Origin of the sequence: Staphylococcus sp. GDX8P54P (assembly GCF_017893165.1) — a bacterium.
In the GTDB taxonomy this organism is placed as follows: Bacteria; Bacillota; Bacilli; order Staphylococcales; family Staphylococcaceae; genus Staphylococcus; species Staphylococcus borealis.
In genome coordinates, this window is record NZ_JAESMM010000012.1 from 184306 (window position 1) to 210087 (window position 25782).

Consider the following 25782-nt stretch of genomic DNA (forward strand, 5'->3'; position numbering starts at 1 on the left):
TTAATAATATTTTTAGCTATATATTAGAAATAAATGTACATTATTTATACAATAAAACGGCTATATTTAAGAATGTTAATAATCACAAGTGATATCTTCTGCTTTAGTAACAATCATCGCTCCTTCTTGTGCACGTCTCAAATTCCCTTTCGTTAATGGGTTGAAAAGTGAGCCTGGCAGTACGTATACATTTCTATTTTGTTCTAGTGCACAATCAATAGTAATTTGACTACCACTCTTAACCCGAGCTTCAGTAATTAATACACCTTTAGAAAGACCACTTATCAATCGATTGCGTTGCGGAAAGTAATAGCGTCTAATACGGTCAAAGGGTGGATATTCACTTATGACTAATCCTTTTTCTTCAATTATATTGCGTAATTTTTGAGTTTCTTTGGGATAATGATGTAAATGGCCATAACCTAAGATAGCTATAGTTGGAAGATGGTATTTCAATGCGAATTGATGCGCCATACTATCGGCACCTTTCGCCAAACCAGAAATGATTGTTAAAGGAATATGCGTAAATTGTGGAAATAAGTATTGAATTGCTTTAGCAGAATACTGTGTTGCGCTTCTTGAGCCTACAACGCCTAATGTATTTAACGATGTTAGCAAGTTAATCTTACCGCGGTAAAATAATACAAATGGATAATCGTAAATTTCTTTTAATAGTTTAGGATAGTTCCCATGAAATATTGTTATAAAATTTATATTATATTGGTTAAGAAATGATAGAATATCTTTCTCGTCTAGATCATAGAATTTATTGTAACAATGGCCTTGGTGATATAGAGTGTCCCAGGTTTTAATTGTGCCAATTTGGTCATTATTAGAGTAGCTAAAAAAGTCAGGATACAATCTTAATAAATGATGAAGATGTTGTGTCGTATATCCCGCCCATATCAATTTCAAAAGTATCATATCGTTGTTAATCATGAAGTCGTCTCCTTTGATAACATTATAGAATAAATATGTCTTTGGCGCACATTTCAATTACAATACAATTTAGCACAAATATTCATTAACACTTAATGAGTAATTTCTACATTGAATTATGTAAACTATCCAATATAGATTAAAACAAATAAAATAATCTGAAACTTAAAAGTCTCAGATTATTTTGAAGTTATCAAGTTTCATGTGTCCGCAGACGAAACGTTCAAGTTAACGTTTATTTAGTTGTTCCCAATGAGTTTTCCTCATTTTCGGTATAGCTTGTATAAACATTTATTGACTGGCTTAATAAAATCCCCTACGTATTCCTCAATAAAGGCATTAAATCCTTTTTTAAACTGTTGCACACCATAATCTTCTGCTTCATTGCCAAAGTCACCAGTAATTCCATAAAAATTGTACCGATGAATACCTAGTTTTTTTGCGTGACATATCATATCCCATTGTAATCGATATGCCCCCATAAATTCATTATATTTAGGATTTGAGCCACTTGATAAATAATACATTTCATGCGCATTATGAATAAATAATGCCGCTGCTAAATCTAATAATGTACCATCTGTAATGATTAATTGTTCAGTTTTTGCTATTTTGTTATAAAGGCTCTCTAGCTGTTGATTTAATTGGTGATATTTTGTTTTTGTCTTTTTTGAATTAGAATTCACTTTTAATGATTGTTTAATTTCAGTCATTTCCTCTTCTAATTCTATCGCATGTTGTTTTAATAGATTTATATACTTATTTAAATCAATATAAGCTAACTTTATACATGCTTTATCGCCATAAATTTCAAGCATTTGTTTGAAATAAGGTTCTTCTTGAAAATGAAAACCATGTTTTTCTTCAGCCATGTGAAACAGTCGATAAAATCTACTCGTTTCTTTAATTGATAAAGTTTTAATTTGTACACCCATTTCAATTGTCTTCATAATGTTACGTCTTGTTTGATATGACATGTCTTTTAATAATTGTTGTTCACTTTTATCTTTTAAATCTAATATAGAATGCCATCTTATTTGACTCATCGATGAATAACCAGTTGTAAAACCTTGATGTTGGTATCCTAATTTATGCATTACCTTAAACCACTGTTTATTGTTAAAGTGTTCTATAATCTCACCATCAGCACTTCTTATATTCTCCAAGACATAAGGATCAACGAGTATGAAAACACCTCTTCGCATACGTACATAATGCGTTAATTTTCTAAAGAAAAATTCAACTAACGCTAAATTAGTATAATCCATCACCGGTCCTCGATGGGTATAAAAATATTTAAACACCTTAAATATACGAGCATCAGTTAATAAACAGGCAGCAATAACAGTGTTATTTTCCTTCACTCCGACAAGGTGAGCACCTAAATGTCGTTCCTTACGATATATGTATAAATCATTTACCTGTGTATAATATGAAAAATGATGACCTACGAATGTATTAAATTCTTCTATGCTAAGCTTTGTAAAAATCATATTTAAAACTCACTTCCAATCATTTATGATGGCCCTAATATAAGATACGTCTTCAGTACAAATCATAAATTCAAAGTGGTCTTATTATTAAATGTTGTCGTTTCATGTTGTTCTCTCCTATCATTTATACACTATAAATATAATATCGCTATTAAATAAAAAAACAAATAAATTTCTCGAAATTTATTATAAAAAGAGATGTATTTTAAAACAAAATAACTCCGTTCAAAGTATTTAGAAGTTATAATACTTTGAACGGAGTATAGTGGATCATTTATTGATTTACAATCTCATTATTTAATTGTTAATAATTCTTCATAGATACCAGCGTCTTTAGCTGCTTCGATTAATGTTGTACCGATTTCTGAAGGTGTATCAGCAGTTTTGACACCACAATCATTTAATGTTTTAATCTTTTCGGCTGCTGTACCTTTACCACCAGAGATGATTGCACCAGCGTGACCCATACGTTTGCCTGGAGGCGCTGTTTGACCGCCAATAAATCCAACAACTGGTTTATTCATATTAGCTTTAATCCATTCAGCAGCTTCTTCTTCAGCTGTACCACCGATTTCACCAATCATTACTACAGCTTTCGTGTCTTCATCTTCATTAAATGCTTTAAGCACGTCGATAAAGTTTGTACCATTGACTGGGTCGCCACCAATACCTACAGCTGTAGTTTGACCAATACCTTCTTCAGTCAATTGATGAACTGCTTCATATGTTAATGTACCAGAACGAGATACAACACCAACGTGACCTTTCTTATGAATATAGCCTGGCATAATACCAATTTTACATTCATCAGCAGTAATAACACCTGGACAGTTAGGTCCTACTAAACGTGTTTTTCTACCTTCTAAATAACGTTTAACTTTGACCATGTCTACAACAGGAATATGTTCAGTGATACAAATTACCATATCTAAATCTGCATCCGCAGCTTCTAAAATAGAGTCCGCAGCAAATGGCGCTGGAACATATACTACAGATACATTAGCACCTGTTTCTTCTTTAGCTTCAGCAACAGTGTTATAAACAGGCACGCCTTCAACCACTTGTCCACCTTTACCTGGTGTTACCCCTGCGACAATTTGTGTGCCATAATCAAGCATTTGTTTTGTATGGAAAAGGGCAGTAGACCCTGTAATACCTTGTACCATTACTTTAGTATTCTTATCTATAAATACACTCATCTTAGTGTTCCCATCCTTTCCTTACGCTTCTTTAACAAGCTTAACAATTTTTTGTGCACCTTCAGCCATTGTAGCTGCTGGTTCAATTGCTAAACCTGATTCATTTAAGATTTCTTTACCGCGTTCTACATTTGTTCCTTCTAAACGGACAACTAGTGGTAAAGTTAATTCAACTTCTTTAACTGCTGCCACAATACCTTCAGCGATAACATCACATTTCATGATTCCACCGAAGATGTTTACAAAGATACCTTTAACATTGTCGTCACCTAAGATGATTTTGAATGCTTCAGTAACTTTTTCTTTTGTAGCACCGCCCCCTACGTCTAGGAAGTTAGCTGGATTTCCACCAAAATGATTAATTGTATCCATTGTAGCCATAGCTAAACCAGCACCATTAACCATACAACCAATATCTCCATCTAATGCAATGTATGATAAGTCATATTTAGATGCTTCAATTTCTTTCGGATCTTCTTCTTCTAAGTCTCGTAATTCTTGAATATCTTTATGTCTAAATAATGCGTTATCATCGAAATTAATTTTAGCATCTAACGCTAAAACGTCACCGTCTCCAGTAGTAACTAATGGGTTAATTTCAACGATTGAGCAGTCTTTTTCAATAAATACATTGTATAGAGAAATTAAGAATTTCGCTGCTTTGTTAATTGATTCTTTTGGAATATTAATATTGAAAGCAATACGACGCGCTTGATATGGTGATAAACCAACAACTGGATCGATTGTTTCTTTGAATATTTTTTCTGGTGTTTTAGCAGCAACTTCTTCAATTTCAGTACCGCCTTCTTCTGAAGCCATTAAAGTAATGCGATCAGTTGCACGATCAATAACAAAACCTACGTAATATTCTTTTTGAATATCGCAACCTTGTTCAATGTACAAACGTTTTACTTCTTTACCTTCAGGACCAGTTTGATGTGTGACTAATTGCTTACCTAATAATTCATTGGCATAAGTTTCAACCTCAGATAATGATTTAGCAATTTTAACTCCACCTGCTTTACCTCTACCCCCAGCGTGGATTTGTGCTTTAACCACATAAACCTCAGTGTCTAATTCTTTTGCCTTCTCCACTGCTTCTTCAGCAGTAAATGCAACTCGTCCTTCTGGAACGGCTACGCCCATAGAACGAAATATTTCTTTACCTTGATACTCGTGGATATTCATCTTCCATCCTCCTACTTCTTAGGTTAAGTTCAGTTATAATTATAGAAAATGAAAGCGCTATTGTAAACTGAAAGTATTCTACTTTTTGCAATTAATTTAAAATTCAAATAATTACGTCATAGATTTGATTGGTTCGAAGCTGCGTCGATGATGAGGCGTAATGCCATAGCTATCTAAACCTTCTAAGTGTGCTTTCGTTCCATAACCAACATTTTTTTCAAATTCATAACCTGGATATTCCTCAGCAATTTCTCTCATCAAATCATCTCGATATTCTTTTGCCATTATACTCGCTGCAGCAATTGATACACTTTTAGCATCACCTTTAATAATCGATGTTTGAGGGATTTGAGTGTCTAAAGCCATTGCATCAATGAGTAAATGGTCTGGCTGATTTACCAGTTGGGTCAAAGCTCGATTCATTGCTATTTTGGTTGCATTATAAATATTGAATTCATCAATTTCTTCAGGACTTGCTATACCATAGGCATATTCAAGTACACCCTCTTTTAGTTGTGCATTTAGCACTCGTCTTTTAGTCGCCGATACTTTCTTAGAGTCATCTAAACCTAAATAGCGATGACCTTGATTTAATATAACCGCACACGCAACCACGGGTCCTGCAAGCGGACCGCGACCCACTTCGTCAATCCCACAGATTAATGTTTGAGGATTGGTAGCTAACAACGCATCCTCAAATTGATTCATTTGATAATAGTGGTCGACAATGTCTTGTTCTTTAAGCAGTTGTTTACGACATCTTGATATAGCTTGATGTACACCTTTACGGGTGTCTTGGTTAAATTCATGCTGCTCTAATTCATCTAATGAATGTATGTCAGCTAATATACGTTTAATTTCATTTATTGTCTGTGTCATTTTCTAATTCACACTTCATTTCTGAATATAAGTCGAAACAATATGTCCCAATTTTAGCATTACGTACATCGTTAATGATAAGTTCAATAACCGCTTCATAATCGACTTCATTTCCTCTTTGTAGAAGACCGCGTCGACGACCAATCGCATCAAACCATTCTAATATTTCGGCATCTACAGGTACATCAATTTTATAATGCTGTTTAAATCCATCTAAATCATGATGAATTAAAAATTGTAGACCATAGATTGCAACTTCATCTAAATGTACGATGCTATCTTTAATCGCACCCGTTAGACTTAATTTCTTCCCAACCGTTTCATCTTCAAATTTAGGCCATAAGATACCAGGTGTATCTAACAATTGTAGCGACTGTCCTACTTTAATCCATTGTTGTTGTTTTGTCACACCAGGTTTATTACCAGTTTGAGCAATATTCTTTCTTGCTAATTTATTAATTAATGTCGATTTACCCACGTTAGGTATCCCCACAATCATAGCTCTAATGGCCCTTGGTTTAAGACCTTTAGCTTTCTCACGCTCAAACTTTTCTTTTGTTGCAGCAATCGCCGCAGTTTCGACGCCCTTTAAATTTTTACCATGTTTTGCATCGACTGCAACAGGATAATATCCTTTGTCTATAAAGAAACTTTCCCATTTCTGCATCTCATTTAAATTAGCCATATCTTTTTTATTGAGAATAACCACACGTGGTTTCTGTTTAATTACTTCATCAATCATTGGATTACGAGAACTATATGGAATTCGTGCATCAACTAATTCAAATACAACGTCTACTTTCTTCAGTTGTTCTGTAACTTCTCTTTTAGCTTTTGCCATATGTCCTGGATACCATTGTATTGCCATTGATTGTCACCTTACTTTCTTTATATTTTACTTTAACTTGTTGATTATAATTGAAATTATAAATAAGAGCCACTGTTTAATTGGTTCACCCTTTATTTTAGCATTCATCATTTAAAACGAGAAAGTGCAATAAAAGGAATCATGATAAAAAGCATAATTACTTTTATTCATATGAACTATCCCCTACAATTTAAATGTACTATTTTAATTTCAATCCGATTATTAGAGGTAAGTTATGAAGAAAATATTTATATATATAGGTATATTTTTTACTTTGTCACTCTTAGGACATAGCTATATTATTTACCGCTTCATTCATGACGGTATATTATTTACAGGGCCAAATGATGGTATTGAACAGATGGTACCGATTCAGATGTTTTTATTTGAAAAGTGGAGTCACGGTAACCTCTTTTATGCTTCTGATTTTGGATTAGGTGGAGACTTTTTCACTGATTTAAGTTATTACTTTTCAACGAACATACTATTTATTATCAATGTTCTATGTATCATACTATTAAAAACGATCATACATATAAACACACAAGGCTTACTATTTTGGATGGTAAATGCACTCGTTATCTCTATAATTAAAGCTGCAATTGCAATGTATTGTACCTATCTTTATAGCAAGTACTTATCACGTAATACGTGGATAAGTCTTATTATGGCGTTTTTATTTGTCATGTCGCCACTATATTATCGCTTTACAGTGTATTGGCCATTCTTTAGTGATGTCTTCATTTGGTTGCCGTTACTCCTGCTCTCGATTGAACGCGTGCTTCAAAAACAGAAATTGGGTCTTTTCATTGTTACAGTCACACTGATCATGATAAATAATTTCTATTTTGCATATTACCTTTGTCTAATAGGTGCAGGTTACATTCTTATTCGTATCATCTTTAGACATTCAAAAGATATTATTTCACGCGGTAAAGCGATAATATTATTTGTAATTAGTGCTATTTTAGGGTTAGGTAACAGTTTATTTATGTTTTTCCATGGTGTTCAAAGCTTCCTAAACAATCGTCGTGTCCCCTTCTCTGGAACGGTGGATACCTTTGAAAAGCTGAATATTAATACAAATATCTTCTTTGATAACTATTTAATTGTGTTACTCTTCTTAACAATTCAAGCGCTATTATGCTTTAAGCTTTATAAACATTACTACTATCGCTTATTCGCCATGTTAACACTAGTGTTTATCTTACTCAGCTTTGTGCCATTTATTGATCAGGTGTTTAATGGATTTTCCGCACCACAAAAACGCTGGCATTTTATACTTTCATTCAATTCAGCAATGTTAATTGGGTTATTCATGAAATATTTTAGAACATTAAAAATTAAAACTTACGTATTTAGTAATATTATTGCTGAACTCATCATTTTTGCCAGTGCGATTACGTATCATAAATTTGTAGCTTGGCTTATCCTTGTACCAATCGTTTCAATTATAGGTTTACTTATTTTAATTTTAAAAGACAGATATTACCGTATTAATTTAAGTTATATTTTTGGAATATCCATTCTCTTACTCAACATAATGGTTTCTTTCGTCTTTATTAAAAATCAAATTTATTTTAAAGATCATGAAGAACGTGCGAATACGTTTTATATTAACTCAAGTTTATATAGTTCAGATTTACAACGTTCTTTAGTCAATATAATGAATAACAGTAAAAGGGAAGATGAACGTATTGATTGGCGTGTAAATGAACAGGATAATACACCGATGTATCAACACTTTAAGGGATTGAGTTTGTATTCTAGCATCTTCCATCATAATATTCTAGATTACTATTACGATGCCCTTAAAATCAATCTTGCCGAAGAATCGTTAAGTCGCTATCAATCAACAAATGGTCGACAAAATATCGCAAGCCTTTTCTCCGTACGCTATATGATGTTGAAAGATTACCAAGGCAATTTGCCTGCTTATTTTAAAAAAATTAAAACAAGTGGACAATACACTATATATGAAAATTCACTTAACTTACCAAGCGTAAAAGTAACAAATAACATCTATCATTCTAAATCTTTAAACACAGCTATCGATCGAGAACATGCAATGTTGAACGGTGTCGTAATGGATAATAAAGGTACGTCTTATAAATCATCGTCGCCGAATTTATTATCGAAAGTCGATATCCAACATCAGAATATTAAACTTAATGGTAAACATCGCTATAAAGTTACCGGTGAACAAGGTGGCACAATAAAACTACATTTACCGAAACATTTACGTGATAAATACGATGACTTTTATTTAACTATGAAGATTAAGCGAGGCAATCCTGATAGTAATTACACAGTTGCGATTAATAATTATGCTAATCATCGCTTGTTTAACAACTCTACTTATCGTACAGGGGTAGATACGCAACTTTATCGAGCACAACCAGATAAAAATGGTGATATTACGATAACCCTTTCACCTGATGGCGAATTTTATATCGATTTACAACAATTAAATGGTGAGAATTATGATACGCTTAAAAAGGCACATCGGGATGCTCATTTTAGTGCTGGTTATAAGGATATTAAAAATGGTGTTCAAGTCAATCTTAATCATCATGATGGTGGTATTGCTGCCATTAATATTCCTTACCGTAAAGGTATGCATGCGTACGTAGATGGTGCACCTGCCAAAGTTCAGAAAGTTAATTATATGATGACTGGTGTTTCAGTCAATAAAAATGCTAAGCAGATTGTCATCAAATATCAACCACCTTACTGGAATACTATGATTATCACATCACTCATAAGCATGCTTTTAAGTGCTATATTTATTAAAAATGGTAATTTAAAAAAACGAAAGATGAGGAAGTAAATTGATTAAAAAAATATGGTCGAAACCCTTATGGACATTTGGTTTTATTTTTATCATAGCTAATATCGTAACACTAACGATTTATTATCCGTTTATACGCGATTATCTTAAAGATGGTGTAGTGTTTAGTGGATCTGGCGATGGCTTTAGACAAATGATGCCATTTCAATTATATTTATATGAACATTACACACACTTAAAAGGATTTTACGATCACTCATTTGGACTGGGTGGGGATTATGTAAAAGGTTTAGCTTACTATTATTCCTTATCCCCCATCATGTGGGTTAATTTTATTTTTGTATGGATTGGCGAGCAATTATTTCATTGGCAACCGCACAATATCCGCTTTTGGCCAACAAACCAACTCATTGTAGCTTATGTCCGTACGATAATCACTTTTATTTGTGCATTTTATTATTTTAGATATTTAAGATTAAAATCTGTACCTCTATTAATAGCAACACTACTATATGGTGCATCAACAGTCGTATTATATTACAATTTCACATGGTCATTTTATGGCGACCTATTAATTGTATTACCATTATCTTTATGGGGAATGGAACGCTTTTTCCAACGTAAGAAGATTGGTTTGTTTATTTTTGCAGTAGCGATTACACTCTTTTCAAATTTCTATTTTACTTATTATCAAGCCATTGTGTTAGGTATTTATTTCATTTTGCGAGTTGTGTTTCAATATCGCTATGATATCGTATCACGCTGGCAAAAATGTTACTTATTAATTATTGGTGCTATGTTTGCGCTTTTATCAAGTATATTAGGATTTTACACTGGTGTATCATCATTCTTAAATAATGATCGTCAACAAAATTCAGAATTTAATATTTCTTTGTTTACTGATTTAACCAAAAATAATTATTACATATTTTCAAATGGTTTCTATGTCACAATTTCACTTGTCGCACTCGTGGCATTGTTAACGCCAAAATTATACAAACACTACTACTATAAAGTTTTTGCGATTATAACTTGGTTCTTACTTATTGGTTCATTATCACAATACTTTGATAGTGCTTTTAACGGTTTCTCTTTACCGCAACGTCGCTGGGTTTATTTCTTAGTGTTATCTACAAGTGGACTTATTGCGTTATATATTCATCATTTATCTGAAATAACAATGAAACGATATTTATTTGCTGCTATACCTGTATTTATTGCAGGATTGTGCCGATACATCATTGCCGATGATTTTGTGGATTGGATGCCTATAGCATTATTTATCATCATTGTATTAGGTTTAATCATTTATCGTAAATCTCTACTTAAGCAACCAATAATCATGTTATCGTTGATTGTGCTCTTTTTCGGTCAGCAAATTGTAATGACACATGATTCAAGACAAAGAACAATAGATCCATATGCAACGACAATCCATACTTTAAATGATCCATCATACTTTGATGACACAATTGCCAAAAAAATCGATACGATCACACAGCATCAAAATGACCCATTTCATCGTATCGATTATATGTCAGCATACGCACTAAATTCACCATTTATTTATCACTATAATGGTATATCGCTATATTCTAGCATTTTTGATGGCGATATATTGAAATATTATGATAAATTAATGCAAATCAATATGCCTGTGGATAAAAATAGCACGTATCGCTTTTTGGGAAATCGAGCGAACTTAGCTGCGCTATGGAATGTTCAAGATCGTTTACGTCATCCTGAAGATCAAAATATGCCCTACGGATTTAAAAAGAAAGATACCATTTTGAATGGTAAAGATACACTCATCCACTCCGAAAATACGATTGACTACCCAGCAGCTCATGTGACGAATCGAATTTATAATTCTAATGATTTAAAGTCACCATTAGATCGTGAACAAGCAATGTTAAAAGGCATCGTGTTAAATGGTCAGCCAGAGAAAGCGAATACTTCATTTAAATCAAATCAAAACTTGTTAGACAAAGCGAACATGTCGACAAATGATTCAACATGGCACAATCACAACCATCTTACTGTGCATAAGGATAATGGAGGTGTTACGTTATCTTTACCTAAATCAGTCGCTAATCAATATAAAGATATGTATGTGGAAATGGATGTCGAATTGCTGTCGCCTGACAAAGCGCATTCAGTCGGTGTAAACGAATATTCACAAAGCCGAAATAAACTAAGTTATAAATATCGACGTTTTGTCACTCCTGTTACAATGCGCGTAAAAGCATCTAATAAACTTAATATTCAACTATCTAAAGGTCATTATCGTTTATCTGTTAAAGGCATCTATGGTGAAGATTACAGTACTTTACAAAAAGCATCTAAAGACGTTACACCTGTGAAGGTTAAAAGCATGAGAAATGGTTATATTGTTCATAAACCCAAAAATGCATCAGGCTATGTTGTCCTACCAACTGTATATGTAAAAGGCATGCATGCACACGTAGATGGTAAAGATGTACCCGTACAACAAGTCAATGGTATTATGACGGCAATACCGGTAAATAAAGGCGATAAGGTGATTAAAGTCTCTTATACCCCGCCGCATTTTTATCTACTTACCATTTTAAGTATCATCGGCGTTATAGGTAGCGTACTATTTAGCTTATGGGTAAAAAGAAAACAATAAACTGAAATAAACAACTACGTCTAAGGTCAGACTTCAAAATTTTAAATACAATAAATAAAAGCTTCCAATCTCAACTTGAAAAAGAAGATGATTGGAAGCTTTGTTAGTAAGACAAACGTTGTAACTAACCTTTATCTTATTCATATACTCAATTTGCTGATTAACGAATTTCTTGGATTCTAGCAGCTTTACCACGTAAACTACGTAAGTAGTATAATTTAGCACGACGTACTTTACCACGACGTTTAACTTCGATTTTTTCGATTTTTGGAGTGTGTAATGGGAATGTACGTTCCACACCTACACCTGAAGAAATTTTACGAACTGTGAAAGTTTCAGAAATTCCTCCACCACGGCGTTTGATTACAACACCTTCGAAAACTTGGATACGTTCACGTGAACCCTCAACGATACGTACGTGTACACGTAAAGTGTCACCAGTACGGAATGTTGGTAAGTCTGTACGTAATTGTGATTTAGTAACTGCTTCGATTAACTTATGATTACTCATTGATATACTCTCCTTCAACCTATGTTCTTGCCTAGACATTCATATAGCAGCGGACCATAGTGATATTTAGTGTCTTTTCACACTTGATATATATTAGCATAATACTACTTGTTTTTCAATTGCTTTTTATAGCTTTCTATTATTTTTTTATCTTCTTCTGTTAGAGGATAATGATCAAGTAAGTCCGGTCGCTTATTAAACGTCCGAATTAATTTTTGTTCATGTCGCCATTGTTCGATATTTGCATGATTACCTGACAACAATACATCTGGAACAGTCATATCCTCAAATACTCTAGGACGTGTATATTGTGGAAACTCTAGAAGTCCATCTGAAAAAGAATCATCTTGATGTGACTGTTGATTACCTAATACGCCAGGAATTAATCGTACAATTGCATCTGTCATCGTCATGGCAGGCAATTCGCCTCCAGTTAACACATAATCTCCCATTGAAATTTCATCTGTCACAAGATGTTCTCTGATACGTTCATCATAACCTTCATAATGTCCGCAAATAAATACAATATGTTCTGCTTCACTTAGCTCTTGTGCAATACTTTGAGAGAATGGTCTACCTTGAGGGCACATTAAAATCACACGCGTCTGTTCAGTACGTTGCAAGTCTTTCATAGCATTGAAAACCGGCTCTGGTTTTAATACCATACCTTGCCCGCCACCAAATGGATAATCATCTACTTGATTATGTTTATTGATAGCGTAATCTCTGAAATTAATTGTATTTACACTAATAATTTCTTTATCTTGCGCTCGTTTTAAAATGGAGTGATTGAGTACGCCATCAAACATCTCTGGAAATAAAGTTAAATAGTCAATTTTCATTAGTCTAACAACCCTTCCATAGGTGTTATGTGGATGGTTTTATTTTCAATGTCAATGGCCTTAACAACATCAGCTATATAAGGAATTAGGTATTCTTTATCACCTTTAACGACCCAAACATCATTTGCGCCAGTTTCAAAAATATTGATGACTCGCCCAATAGGTGTCTCTTCATCATCAAACACGGTGCATCCTATAATATCTGAATAGTAAAACTCATTCTCTGCTAATTCAATATCTTCGTGATCGCGTTCTTGATATAAGAAGTCACCTTTATACTGTTCAACTTCATTAATGTTATTAATGTCTTTAAATTTAAGCATATGGAAACCTTTGTGTACACGATACGATGTGACCGTTAATTGAATTTCATTGTTATTATGTTTTACTGTTAATACTTCACCAGGTTGAAAACGCGTTTCTGTAAAGTCAGAATTCGATTTGACTTTGACTTCACCTTTAATACCGTGAGTGTTTACAATTTGACCCACTTCAACTTGCATAGTCGCACCTCTCTTAATACATTAATTTATTTCTTTCATATTAACATGAATATTTCAGTATTGAAAAAGGCGCCACGAAATGGCGCCTTAAGAAACTTTGTATTAAAGTTTAAGCTAAATTATTTAGCGTGTTTTTGTTCATCAAAAGTTTTTAAAATACCTTGTTTAGATAAGATATTATGAACTGTATCAGTTGGTTTAGCACCGTCTTTCAACCATTTTAATGCTAATTCTTCGTCAATTTTAACTTCTGGAGCATTAACACTAGCTGGGTTGTAAGTACCGATTTGTTCGATAATACGACCATCACGTGGTGAACGTGCGTCTGCAACTACGATACGATAGAATGGATTTCTTTTTGAACCTAAACGAGTTAAACGAATTTTAACTGCCATATATAAAACTCTCCTTTAAATCTTTTACTTTTTATTTTCTACAAGAAATAATATTAACAGTAACTTGATTATTTGTAAAGACTTTTTTCTTTACCTAAAGCCCCACTTCTAAATTTATTTAGTTAGTGGGACTTACGCACTAGCTTTAGCTAGGGTGTTCCTTTATCTAGGTTTATGAAATAAACCGTAGATTTGGTTATGGGAGTCAGATAGAATTTTAAATTCGTCCACCCCAGCTTGCTTAGCTTGTAGAATTTCTTAACGAAATTCTCTGTGCTGGGGCCCGCCCCCCCCTCGCACAGTTGATTAGGTGCTTGAAATATTTTATTTCAAGTCCAATCAACCACTGCGTTAGAGCTTTAGCTCAGGCGAACCTTTAGCTGGGTTTATGAAATAAATCGACATAAAAATATCGAGCGCTTATCAAAAAGCGTCCGATATTTTTGAATCACTAAAATGGTAAGTTCATGCCTTTTAACATATTTTCCATTTGACTTCGTTTACCTTTTTTACCTTTACGACCAACACCACTAAATTGTTTCATCATTTTCTTCATATCATTAAATTGTTTCATTAAGCGATTCACTTCTTGTAATGAACGACCTGAACCTTTAGCAATACGTTTTTTTCTAGAAACATTTAAGACTGCTGGATTTTCTCTTTCACTTGGTGTCATAGACTGGATAATCGCCTTAATATGGTCAATTTGTTTTTCATCCATATTAAGCTTATCCATGCCTTTCATTTTGTTCATTCCAGGAATCATTTTCATAATATCATCAAGTGGGCCAAGGTTTTTAACTTGATCCAATTGTTCAAGAAAATCATCCAATGTAAATGTTGAATTACGCATTTTTTGTTCTAAGTCTTTAGCTTTTTCTTGGTCAACATCTTGTTGTGCCTTTTCGATAAGACTTAGTACATCGCCCATACCAAGTATACGAGAAGCCATTCGCTCTGGGTGGAAGAGTTCAAGTCCATCCATCTTCTCACTCATACCAACAAACTTAATTGGCTTTTGTGTTACTGAACGAATTGATAACGCTGCACCACCACGCGTATCGCCATCTAATTTAGTCAATGTAACGCCAGTCACATCTAATTGATCATCGAATGATTGTGCAACATTAACTGCGTCTTGACCAGTCATTGCATCCACAACCAACATAATTTCATTTGGTTTAGAAATTTCTTTAACTTCTTGTAATTCATTCATCAATGCTTCATCAATATGCAAACGACCTGCTGTATCAATGATTACAAAATCTAAATGTTCTTCTTTAGCATGCTTTAATGCGTTTTCCACGATTTGTTGTGGTTTGACTTGATCACCTTCACTATATACAGGCACATCAAGTTGTTTACCTACAGTTTGTAATTGATTAATTGCAGCTGGGCGATAAATATCTGCAGCTACTAACATAGGTTTTTTATTGTATTTCTTACGCATTAATAATGCTAATTTACCGGCAGTAGTCGTTTTACCTGCACCTTGTAAACCAACCATCATCACAACAGTTGGTGGCTTGTTCGCCATTTTAATCGTTGCGTTTTCGCCACCCATTAATTGTGTTAATTCGTCTTGTACAATTTTAATGACTTGTTGACCAGGTGTTAATGATTGCATTACATCTGATCCTAAGGCACGTTCTGACACAGTTTTCACAAATTCTTTAACTACTTTAAAGTTTACATCGGCTTCTAATAATGCTAATCGTACTTCTCTCATCATAGCTTTAATATCAGCTTCTGTGACTTTACCCTTACCACGCATTCTTTGCATCGTAGCTTGTAAGCGATCGGATAATCCTTCAAATGCCATACCAAATGCCCTCCTTTATATATCTGTTTATTCTAATTCTTCTAATTGATTAATATATTGTTCTAACGCTGTAGCATCATTTAAAGATTGTTTCATTGCTTCATAAATGTTACGACGTTGTTCGAATTTTTCATATAAATTCAACTTAGATTCATAATCTTCAACTAAATCGCCAGTTCTTCTTATATTATCATAAACTGCTTGTCTACTCACATCAAATGTCTCTGCAATTTCACTTAATGAATAGTCTTTTAAATAGAATAACTCTAAATAATTTCTTTGCTTATCAGTTAATAACGTTTGATAGAAATCAAACAAATAATTCATTCGTAATGTTTTAACTAAATCATTTTTCCCCATGTGGATGATCCTCGTTATTAAAATCTAATTCAGCAACTTCATCTGGAATATCTTCATTTTGTTCTATCATATCTGCAAATAATCCATAAACGTAGCTTTCTGGGTTAAATGGTTGCAAGTCGTCAAGTTTTTCACCTAAGCCTACATATTTAACTGGGATATGAAGTTCATTTCTAATTGCAAGCACAATACCACCTTTAGCCGTACCATCCAATTTAGTTAATACGATACCTGATACGTTTGTAACTTCTTTAAATGAACGTGCTTGAGATAGGGCGTTTTGGCCTGTTGTTGCATCTAAACACAATAAAGCTTCATGAGGTGCATCTGGTACAGCTCTGCTAATAACACGCTTCATTTTATCTAGTTCTTGCATTAAGTTTGATTTATTTTGTAAACGTCCTGCAGTATCACAAATTAAAATATCGACGCCTTTATTTTTAGCCGCATTGATTGCATCATAAACAACTGCTGCAGGGTCAGACCCCTCACTTTGGCGTATAACTTCAACACCTACTCGGTCACCCCACACTTGTAATTGATCAATAGCACCAGCTCTGAATGTATCTCCAGCTGCAAGCATTACTTTTTTGCCTTCCATTTTATATCTATGTGCAAGTTTACCGATAGTAGTTGTTTTACCTACGCCGTTTACACCAACCATTAAAATGACGTTTAATCGGCCATCTTCAAGATTCATAGCTTCAGATTGATCGTCTTCTTGATGGTATATTTCAACAATCTTTTCGACAATGACTTCACGTAAATCTTCCGTTTCCTTAATATTACGACGTTGTGCCTCCGTACGTAATTCTTCTGTTAATTGCATCACTGTGTTGAAACCAACGTCGGCAGTAATTAACATTTCTTCAAGTGCTTCGAAGAAATCTTCATCAACCGTTCTATAACGTGCGATTAAATTATTAAGTTGTTCTTGGAAGTTCTGACGTGATTTTTCAAGACCTGCTTTAAACTTAGCACCCATTTTTTGTGCTTCAATTTCTTCAAAATCTTCAATCGAGATTAAACCATCATCATCAAAATCTGCTTCACTTAACTTACGTGGTTTCTTCTTAGGTGCCGGTTGTGATATTTCTTCATTATCATCACGTGATGTGCTACTCTGCTCACTTTCATCTTGTGATACTTCTTGTTCTATATCTTCCGTTGATTTCGTAGAAAATTTATCTTTTAAACGTTTAAAGAAACTCATGCTTGTTCCTCCTTCATGACCTCATCAATAGTATTTAAGTTAACACTTACTAATTTTGAAACCCCTGATTCTTGCATTGTCACACCATACAAACGATCTGAATATTCCATTGTCCCTTTTCGATGCGTAATCACAATAAATTGTGTTTGCATTGATAACTCTTTTAGAAATTGTGCGTATCGAATGACATTTGCTTCATCAAGTGCCGCTTCTACTTCATCTAGTATAACAAATGGTGCAGATCGTACTTTCAAGATAGCAAATAGCAATGCGATTGCACTTAAGGCACGTTCACCACCACTTAACAACGACAAGTGTTGTAATTTTTTGCCTGGCGGTTGAACAATAATATCGACACCAGCTGATAAATAGTCATCATCTGTTAATTCTAATTTAGCATGTCCTCCACCAAATAACGACTGAAATACTGTCGTAAAATGAGATTGAACCTGTAAAAATGTCTCTTTAAAACGACCCTTTACTTCTTGATCCATCTCATTAATAATTTGCTCAAGTGTCTGTTTCGCTTCACGCAAGTCTGTGCGTTGTTCATCTAAGAAAGTATAGCGCTCATTTAACTCTTCAAATTGTTCAATCGCATTAATATTAACAGGGCCTAATTCATCGATTGACATTTTAGTTAATTTAACTTTCTTTCTTAGCGACTCAATTGGTGTTTCCGAGAAGAATTCATCTCTGGCACGTTCGACTGTTAATTGATATTCATCATTTAAATGATCAATGGCATGATGAATTAATACATCTAATTTTGATTGTTGCGCTTTGATATCCTGATAGAAACTTTCTATTGATAATAAATCTTGATGGCATTCTTGTAACTGTGCTTCATGTATTTCCACATCTTCATTGACATCTACACGTTGCTTTTTCAAATCTTTTAATTGATTAGTAATCGATTGTCGTGAATTTTCCTTAGATTTAATCTCTTGTTGTAATTTATCAAATGCTTGTTCACCCATCATTTCGTCAGAATTAAAGAGTTTAATCTTGTCTTCAACGTTCGTTAACTGTTGATTAATCGTTGCAATCCGTTTATCTGTACGGGTTAATGCCCCTTTTTGCGCATGTATTCGTTCTTTAATAACTGCTAAATCAGAGCGTTTTTGGTTTAATTGCTGTTGTACTTGCGTAGTCGTCTCTTTACCTTCCTTAGATAATTGTGTATAACGTTCAATGTCCGTTTCAAGTTGTTTTAACTTACCTTGAATAATAGATAAACGTGCTTGCTTTTCATTTAAAGTTACACGACTATTTTCACTTTGGTAACCGTCATTCTTTTCAAACTCAAATTCTTCATGCTCATCTTTAATATGTGCTTCTTGTGTTTTAAGACGGTCTAATGCTAACGCTTCGTTATGTGATTGTTCTTTCACTTCATTATATTGTTGACTCAAATTAAAATACGTTTCACTTAACTGCTCGACGTCATCTTTTTGATTTTGCAATTGTTTTTCAAAATCTTTAGTTTGCGATTCATAATTTTTTAATTGGTCACGCATTGTAGTGAGTTCATCTTTTTGTGATAAAATGCTCTTCGTCTTACGCGCACCACCACCAGTCATAGAACCTCCAGGATTGACAATATCGCCTTCTAAAGTAACGATACGTGTTTTATATTGAATCGCTCTCGCCAGTTCATTAGCATGCTTTAGATTATCTACAATAATAGTCGTACCAATTAAATTTTCAACTACGGCTTGATATTGCGCATTCACTGTTATTGCATCAGAAGCAACATTAATATAACCAGCTGTACTTTCAGCAATTTGACGAATATGATGAGATAGCTGTCTTGATTTAATGACATTTAATGGCAAGAATGTTGCTCTACCAAGTCCTTTTTGCTTTAAGAATTGGATTGCTTGGCGACCATCTTTTTCGTTGTCAACGATGATATGTTGCAATGAAGCGCCTAATGCGGTCTCAATTGCCTGTGTCAATTCTGATGGTACAGAAATCACTTCTGCAACTGCACCATGAATACCTTGTAAGCTATCATTTTTAGCTTTTAACACATGCTTAACGCCATTAAAGAAGTACGTATAGTCTTCCTCTTGTGTTTCCAAACTTTCAATTCGAGCTCTCATTTTATCCGTATAACGATATGCTTGATACAATTTATCTTCGTATTCAGTTTGAATTTGTTTCGCTTTTGATAATTGTTGCTCAATACGACTTATTTGGTCTTCTAAATTGCTCAATTGTTTAACTGTAGCTTGATGATGTTGTTCTGTAGAAGCAATTTCGCTTTGTAACGCCTTGAGTTGATTAAATGCTTCAACTAAACGTGAATCTAAGCGTGATTTCTTAGCTTCATTTTCTTTAATGGTATGCTCTAAGAAACGAATGTCATTATTGACATCTGATTGTTCAGACATTAATTCATAGTATTCATTTTTAATAGATTCGAGCTTTTCATCATGTTGTTCATCAGAAACGTAAAGTTGTGATTCTAGTTCATGAATATCATTATTTAACGTTTTCTGCTTTTCTTTTAACGTCTCAATTTGTTGCGTAATCTCATTTTTTTCATCTTGAGCGTTCTTTAATTCGTGATTTAAATTATCTAATTCTTCTTCAAAGCGCGCATTCGTTTCTGATTGATTACGTTTTCTTTCTTCTAAGACATTTAATTGACCTGTAAACTTCTCATATGCTTCTGTAGCTTTAATCAAATCATAATTCAATTGTTCAATGTCATTATCAATATGTTGACGTTGAGACTTTTGTTTTTGAATATATTGATTTATTTGTGCTTGTTTCGCCTCTTTATCTGCTTGTTGGCTTTTTAGGTCATTAAGTTTGACGTCTAATTCACGATTATCTTCCGAATACTGATCGATATCATGTACAGTAACAATGACATCGCTTTGTTTCATTTCTTCAGAGAGTTTCAAATATTCTTTTGCGCTGGACGCTTCTGCTTTTAATGGTTCTACGCGCCCTTCCAAGTCATATAAGATATCTTCAACTCGTGTAAGATTGTCTTCTGTTTGGTCTAATTTTTGTAGTGATTCAGCTTTTCGTTTTTTGTATTTTAATACACCAGCAGATTCTTCAAGAATTTGACGTCGATCAATCGGTTTGGCATTTAAAATTTCATCAACTCTACCTTGAGATATAATGCTAAATGCTTCTTTTCCCAAACCAGAATCCAAAAACAATTCAGTAATATCTCTTAAGCGTGCTTTATCATTATTAAGATAATATTCACTCTCACCACTGCGGTACAAGCGACGCGTTACAACAATATCATCTGAATCAACTTGTAATTTTCTGGCTTTATTATCAAGTTTCAATTGTACTTCTGCATAATTCTGAGCATTTCGATGTTCAGCTCCTGAAAAGATAATATCTTCCATTTTAGAGCCACGTAATGATTTTGCGGACTGTTCACCTAATACCCATTTGATAGCATCGGTAATGTTACTCTTGCCGCTACCATTAGGCCCAACTATTGCTGTCACACCTTTATCAAATTGAACATCTGTGTGATCTGCAAATGATTTAAAACCTATGGCATCAATTGATTTTAAATACACCATACTATTCTCCTTGCTAATCATTCCACTCATTCTAGTTGAGAGGAGGACAATATTTTAAAGATGATTGGTCATCTTAAACACTGCTATTATTCTTAAGTTCTGAGTAAGCACGCTCTGCTGCTTTTTGTTCAGATTCTTTTTTAGTTTTACCTTGACCTGTTGCAACTGCATGATTTTCCAAAATAACTTCCGATGTAAATAAACGGTGATGCGCTGGGCCTTCTTCCTTAATTAATCGATAAGTTACATCTCCACGATTTTGACTGTGAACATACTCTTGAAATTGTGTTTTAAAGTCGACAACACCAACTAATTCATCATCCTCTACATATGGGAAAATGACTTTCTCAGCAAATTGCCATACGACATCTAATCCTTGATCGAGATATAAAGCCCCAACAAAGGCTTCAAATGCGTCAGACACAAGTGAAGGGCGCGTTCTTCCACCCGTTTTTTCTTCACCTTTACCTAATAGGATGAGTTGATTTAGCTCGATTTTATTAGCAAATATTACAAGTGAGGGCTCACATACAATTGTTGCACGCATTTTTGTTAAGTTACCTTCAGGAAGATCAGGATGTTTATCAAAAAGGTAGCGTGATACCGTCAATTCTAATACCGCATCGCCTAAAAATTCGAGTCGCTCATTATGCGCTAAACGATCCATATTAAAGTCATTGATAAAACTTGAATGAGAAAATGCTTGTTGATATAACTCGATATTTGAATATGTAAATCCTAATTCATTCATTTTCTTCGCAAACTGTTGTTGAAAATCATTAACCATTTCTATTTTTTTTGGATTAGTCACATTAGAACCTCCCATATATTTATGCTTTGTTTGATTCTTAAGAAAAAAATCTGAGCCATCTTGTAGACGACTCAGATGTAAGTTTTTTATTTTTCAAGACTATTGATGTATTTAACTGCATCACCAACAGTGTTGATTTTTTCAGCTTCTTCATCAGGAATTTCAGTACCAAATTCGTCTTCTAATTCCATCACTAATTCAGCGATATCAAGTGAGTCAGCGCCTAAATCATCTTTGAAAGATGCGTCTTCAGTTACTTTGTCAGCATCTACACCTAAACGGTCAACGATGATATCTTTTACTTTATCGAAGTTTTCCACGTCGATTCACCTCCTTTGAAAGTGTCTATCCATAGACTATTATATTTTCCCATTTTAATGGGTAAAATACAAGCATTTCTTAAATACTCATTATAAATAGTATTTTGTTTAACAAAGCGATTTCTCATCAAAGTGTTATCGAAATAAAACTTATTTCAACTAACCAACTTTAGATGATTACATGTACATACCACCATTAACATGAATGGTTTGGCCAGTAATGTATTTTGCTCTATCAGATGCTAAAAATGCAACTGTATTCGCTATATCTGTATCTTGACCAAATCGAGATAATGGAATTTGTTCTAACATTTGTGCTTTTAATTCATCACTAAGTGCATCTGTCATATCTGAAACGATAAATCCTGGTGCTACAGCATTTACAGTAATACCACGTGATGCAAGTTCACGTGCACTTGATTTAGTTAATCCTTCTATACCTGCTTTCGTAGCGACATAGTTTGCTTGACCTGGATTACCCATTGCACCAACAATACTTGATAAGTTAATAATTGCACCACCACGTTGACGAAGCATTTGTGGCGTCGCCTTTTGAATGCAATTGAAAGTGCCTTTTAAGTTTGTATTAATTACATCATCCCATTCATGCTCTTTCATACGCATTAACAAATTATCACGCGTGATACCAGCATTATTTACAAGTACATCTAATGAACCAAATTGACTAACGACTTCTTTAATCATCGCTTTAACTTCGTCGCCTTCAGCTACATTAGCTTGAATTGCAAAACTTTCAACGCCTTTTGCTTTAATTTCAGACACAACCGCTTCAGCCTTTTCTTTATTACCAGCATAGTTAACAGCTACATTGAAACCATCTTCAGCTAATTGTAAAGCGATACTACGACCTATACCTCTTGAAGCACCAGTTACTAATGCATTTTTATTCGTCATGATTATTCCAACCTTTCACATCTTCTAATGTTTGAATTGATGTTAATTTAACATCACGATTGATTTTCTTAATTAAACCGGATAACACTTTGCCTGGACCAATTTCTATAAAATGATCGACACCTTGCTCAATTAACCATTCTGCAGAATTAATAAATTCAACTGGTGAATATAACTGCTTAATCATATTTTGCTTAATAGTTGTTGCGTCCGTTTCACCTTGCGCATTCACATTTTGCACAATAGGGAATGCTGCATCATGCCACTCAAATTGATTTATATACGACTCGAAGTCTTTTTCAATCACTTGCATCATTGACGAATGGAATGGGCCAGAAACCGCTAAAGGTAAAACACGTTTAGCGCCTAATGATTTACCTTCTTCAACTAATTTATCAATGAGTGGTTTATGACCTGACACTACAATTTGTCCAGGACAGTTAATATTTGCAGGTTCAATCAGTTCTTCAGATGTTGATAAGTCTTTGCAAATTTTATCTACTTCTTCATAGCTTAACCCTAATACAGCCGCCATACTACCTACACCGTTTGGAAAAGCTTGAGCCATGAGTTGACCACGTTTACGAACAATCTTAACTGCATCCTCAAACTTTAATACGCCTGCAGCGACTAAACTAGAGTATTCACCTAGACTATGTCCCATCGTGTAGTCAGCATTAAGTTGATTTAAGGCACGATATAAGGCGATGCTATGTGTTAATAAAGCTGGTTGTGTATGTTCAGTTTCGCCTAATTTGTTGTCACTATCCGTAAACATCGTTTCTAATAAATCGAAGTCTACGGCTTCTTGTGCTATGTTTAGAATCTCTGTTGCTTTTGTGTCTTCATTATATAAATCGCTAGCCATACCTACTTTTTGTGCACCTTGACCTGGGAAAATAATTGCTACTTTACTCATCCTTTTCACCTACCGTCTCTCTCATAATTTCGACAATTTTCTCATCACCGGCAATTTTAGCTTGTCGGATTGCAGAATAAAACGCGCGCGTATTAGAACCACCATGTGCTTTAACAACTGTACCATCTAGACCTAATAATACCGAACCACCGTATTCTGCATAATCCATTTTTTTAGTAAAGGTGTCTAAGTCCTTTTTTAACACTAATGCTGCAAGTTTGTTTTTTAAACTTCCTAAGAATATCTCTTTCAACATTTTACCAATTGATTTTGCAGTACCTTCGATATTTTTTAACACCATATTTCCAGTGTAGCCATCAGTTACAACAACGTCAGTGTTACCTTCCATTAATGTTTTAGCTTCAATGTTACCATCAAAATTGAAGCTTTGATCATCTTTTAGTAATTGATATGCTTTTTTAGTCAAAGTATTACCTTTAGCTGGTTCTGTACCGATGTTTAATAATGAGACCTTAGGATTTTGAATGCCTCGAATTTTTTTAGCGTAGATATTACCAAGTTGCGCGTACTGTAATAAATGTTCAGGTTTTGCATCAGCATTGGCACCAACATCTAAAAATACAAAACCTTTACCATCAATTGTTGGTAATGTTACTACAAGGGCTGGTCTGGCAACACCTTTAATACGTCCGACGATAAACAATCCAGCTGACATAAGCGCGCCTGTATTACCTGCAGAAACACATCCGTCCGCTTCGCCATTTTTCACTGCTTCAGCCATTCTGACCATTGAGCTATCTTTTTTACGTTTAATCGCTCTCACTGGTTCGTCTTCCATCTCTATTTTTTCAGAACAATGTCTAAATTCAATTCGTTCATGATTGAGTGTATATTGGTTTTTATCTCCAAATAAAATTATTTCTAAATCTTTAAAATCATTTACTGCTTTTTCAACAGCCTCTAACACGATACCAGGCGCGTCATCTCCGCCCATCATATCAATAGCAATCTTAACCATGTTATTCATCCTCGCTTATATAAAACATTTTAAACGTTCCTTTAAACACCAATGTATCTCTTACATATGAATTCACTTCAATAATATAATGCTGCGATGTTTTATTAACAACGCGTGCTTCAGCTCTTACAGTGTCATCCAGTTTTACTTTCTCGATAAAAGCGACATTACTTTCTTGTGTTAATACGGTTGATTTATGTATTAGAGCGACACAAAGCGAATTCGCTTGAGCAAATAAAACATGACCTCGTGCAATCTGTGTCTTTGCAAAGACTGATTCTTCAGTGATTTCAATGAGTGATTGTGCAGTTATGTCTGGTTCAACTTGAATTAAATCTCCAACCACTTCATTTGCTTCAAGCGCACGAATTTGTTCATAGTTCTGCTCAGCTACTAATTTAATACGCTTACGTAGTTCTGGAATATTTAGATTTGTTCTATCTAAACGTATCGTTTGAATACTTACTTCAAACTGTTCACATAATTCACTATCCGTAATAAAGGGGTTTTGCTCAATTGCTTTTTGAATCGCCTCACGACGTTCTGCTTTTTTTAATTTCATATATATCCCCCTTTAAATGCGAAATTAGTACCAAGTCTTAAACATTCCTCACATATC

The 25782-nt window shown here is 34.1% G+C and carries 22 protein-coding genes; 2 read left to right on the forward strand and 20 right to left on the reverse strand.

Going from position 1 to position 25782, the window contains the following annotated elements; translation table 11 throughout:
* Nucleotides 1-75: 75 nt before the first annotated feature.
* The 6 genes from dprA to ylqF form a co-directional block, all read right to left on the reverse strand.
* Nucleotides 76-939, reverse strand: a complete 864-nt coding sequence (gene dprA, locus KA909_RS06840) for a DNA-processing protein DprA (RefSeq protein WP_075108548.1) — start codon at nucleotides 937-939, stop codon at nucleotides 76-78.
* Nucleotides 940-1202: 263 nt separating this feature from the next.
* Entirely contained in the window at nucleotides 1203-2432 is a 1230-nt protein-coding gene (locus KA909_RS06845; protein ID WP_210130065.1) for an aminoacyltransferase, read from the reverse strand.
* Nucleotides 2433-2725: 293 nt separating this feature from the next.
* Complete coding sequence (gene sucD / locus KA909_RS06850) at nucleotides 2726-3631, reverse strand: succinate--CoA ligase subunit alpha (protein WP_053029278.1); 906 nt, start codon at nucleotides 3629-3631, stop codon at nucleotides 2726-2728.
* A gap of 21 nt (nucleotides 3632-3652) precedes the next feature.
* The gene (gene sucC, locus KA909_RS06855) at nucleotides 3653-4819 is read right to left on the reverse strand and encodes an ADP-forming succinate--CoA ligase subunit beta (RefSeq protein WP_053029276.1); all 1167 of its coding nucleotides are present in this window, start codon (nucleotides 4817-4819) and stop codon (nucleotides 3653-3655) included.
* Between the two features lie 111 nt (nucleotides 4820-4930).
* Nucleotides 4931-5698: a ribonuclease HII gene (locus KA909_RS06860; protein WP_210130066.1), complete on the reverse strand. Its 768-nt coding sequence runs from the start codon at nucleotides 5696-5698 to the stop codon at nucleotides 4931-4933.
* The gene (gene ylqF / locus KA909_RS06865; RefSeq protein ID WP_193839424.1) at nucleotides 5679-6566 is read right to left on the reverse strand and encodes a ribosome biogenesis GTPase YlqF; all 888 of its coding nucleotides are present in this window, start codon (nucleotides 6564-6566) and stop codon (nucleotides 5679-5681) included. The genes KA909_RS06860 and ylqF overlap by 20 nt, the downstream gene beginning before the upstream one ends.
* 235 nt (nucleotides 6567-6801) lie before the next feature.
* On the opposite strand from ylqF, the gene KA909_RS06870 reads away from it, so the two are divergent.
* Both KA909_RS06870 and KA909_RS06875 read left to right on the forward strand, forming a co-directional pair.
* A complete protein-coding gene (locus KA909_RS06870; RefSeq protein WP_193839425.1) occupies nucleotides 6802-9396 on the forward strand; it encodes a YfhO family protein in 2595 nt (864 codons plus the stop codon).
* Nucleotide 9397: 1 nt separating this feature from the next.
* Nucleotides 9398-12007: a YfhO family protein gene (locus tag KA909_RS06875; RefSeq protein WP_193839426.1), complete on the forward strand. Its 2610-nt coding sequence runs from the start codon at nucleotides 9398-9400 to the stop codon at nucleotides 12005-12007.
* A 160-nt stretch (nucleotides 12008-12167) separates the two neighbouring features.
* Here KA909_RS06875 and rplS read toward each other — a convergent pair whose 3' ends face one another.
* The 14 genes from rplS to fapR all read right to left on the reverse strand — a co-directional run bounded on the left by rplS (nucleotide 12168) and on the right by fapR (nucleotide 25725).
* Nucleotides 12168-12518 carry a 50S ribosomal protein L19 gene (rplS, locus tag KA909_RS06880; RefSeq protein WP_002448843.1) on the reverse strand — a complete coding sequence of 117 codons (351 nt, stop codon included), beginning with the start codon at nucleotides 12516-12518 and terminating at the stop codon, nucleotides 12168-12170.
* A 104-nt stretch (nucleotides 12519-12622) separates the two neighbouring features.
* Complete coding sequence (trmD, locus tag KA909_RS06885) at nucleotides 12623-13360, reverse strand: tRNA (guanosine(37)-N1)-methyltransferase TrmD (RefSeq protein ID WP_107630040.1); 738 nt, start codon at nucleotides 13358-13360, stop codon at nucleotides 12623-12625.
* Complete coding sequence (gene rimM / locus KA909_RS06890) at nucleotides 13360-13863, reverse strand: ribosome maturation factor RimM (protein ID WP_070855509.1); 504 nt, start codon at nucleotides 13861-13863, stop codon at nucleotides 13360-13362. The genes trmD and rimM overlap by 1 nt, the downstream gene beginning before the upstream one ends.
* Before the next feature lie 119 nt (nucleotides 13864-13982).
* The gene (gene rpsP, locus KA909_RS06895; RefSeq protein WP_011275962.1) at nucleotides 13983-14258 is read right to left on the reverse strand and encodes a 30S ribosomal protein S16; all 276 of its coding nucleotides are present in this window, start codon (nucleotides 14256-14258) and stop codon (nucleotides 13983-13985) included.
* Between the two features lie 451 nt (nucleotides 14259-14709).
* Entirely contained in the window at nucleotides 14710-16080 is a 1371-nt protein-coding gene (gene ffh, locus KA909_RS06900) for a signal recognition particle protein (RefSeq protein WP_070855507.1), read from the reverse strand.
* Between the two features lie 27 nt (nucleotides 16081-16107).
* Nucleotides 16108-16440, reverse strand: coding sequence for a putative DNA-binding protein (locus tag KA909_RS06905; RefSeq protein WP_053029260.1), 333 nt, complete (start codon nucleotides 16438-16440; stop codon nucleotides 16108-16110).
* On the reverse strand, nucleotides 16427-17653 hold the full coding sequence (ftsY, locus tag KA909_RS06910; RefSeq protein ID WP_193839427.1) for a signal recognition particle-docking protein FtsY: 1227 nt from the start codon (nucleotides 17651-17653) through the stop codon (nucleotides 16427-16429). The genes KA909_RS06905 and ftsY overlap by 14 nt, the downstream gene beginning before the upstream one ends.
* On the reverse strand, nucleotides 17650-21219 hold the full coding sequence (smc, locus tag KA909_RS06915) for a chromosome segregation protein SMC (protein ID WP_210130067.1): 3570 nt from the start codon (nucleotides 21217-21219) through the stop codon (nucleotides 17650-17652). Before smc ends, ftsY begins: the two co-directional genes overlap by 4 nt.
* A 73-nt stretch (nucleotides 21220-21292) precedes the next feature.
* Complete coding sequence (gene rnc / locus KA909_RS06920) at nucleotides 21293-22045, reverse strand: ribonuclease III (RefSeq protein ID WP_228480599.1); 753 nt, start codon at nucleotides 22043-22045, stop codon at nucleotides 21293-21295.
* A 71-nt stretch (nucleotides 22046-22116) separates the two neighbouring features.
* Nucleotides 22117-22350, reverse strand: coding sequence for an acyl carrier protein (locus KA909_RS06925; RefSeq protein WP_001830184.1), 234 nt, complete (start codon nucleotides 22348-22350; stop codon nucleotides 22117-22119).
* Between the two features lie 177 nt (nucleotides 22351-22527).
* Nucleotides 22528-23265 (reverse strand): 3-oxoacyl-[acyl-carrier-protein] reductase, encoded by a 738-nt coding sequence (gene fabG, locus KA909_RS06930; RefSeq protein WP_053029252.1) that lies wholly within the window; start codon nucleotides 23263-23265, stop codon nucleotides 22528-22530.
* Nucleotides 23255-24184, reverse strand: a complete 930-nt coding sequence (gene fabD, locus KA909_RS06935) for an ACP S-malonyltransferase (protein WP_193839430.1) — start codon at nucleotides 24182-24184, stop codon at nucleotides 23255-23257. The genes fabG and fabD overlap by 11 nt, the downstream gene beginning before the upstream one ends.
* Entirely contained in the window at nucleotides 24177-25163 is a 987-nt protein-coding gene (gene plsX / locus KA909_RS06940; RefSeq protein ID WP_210130068.1) for a phosphate acyltransferase PlsX, read from the reverse strand. Before plsX ends, fabD begins: the two co-directional genes overlap by 8 nt.
* A gap of 1 nt (nucleotide 25164) precedes the next feature.
* Nucleotides 25165-25725: a transcription factor FapR gene (gene fapR / locus KA909_RS06945; protein ID WP_075108534.1), complete on the reverse strand. Its 561-nt coding sequence runs from the start codon at nucleotides 25723-25725 to the stop codon at nucleotides 25165-25167.
* Nucleotides 25726-25782 lie beyond the last annotated feature (57 nt).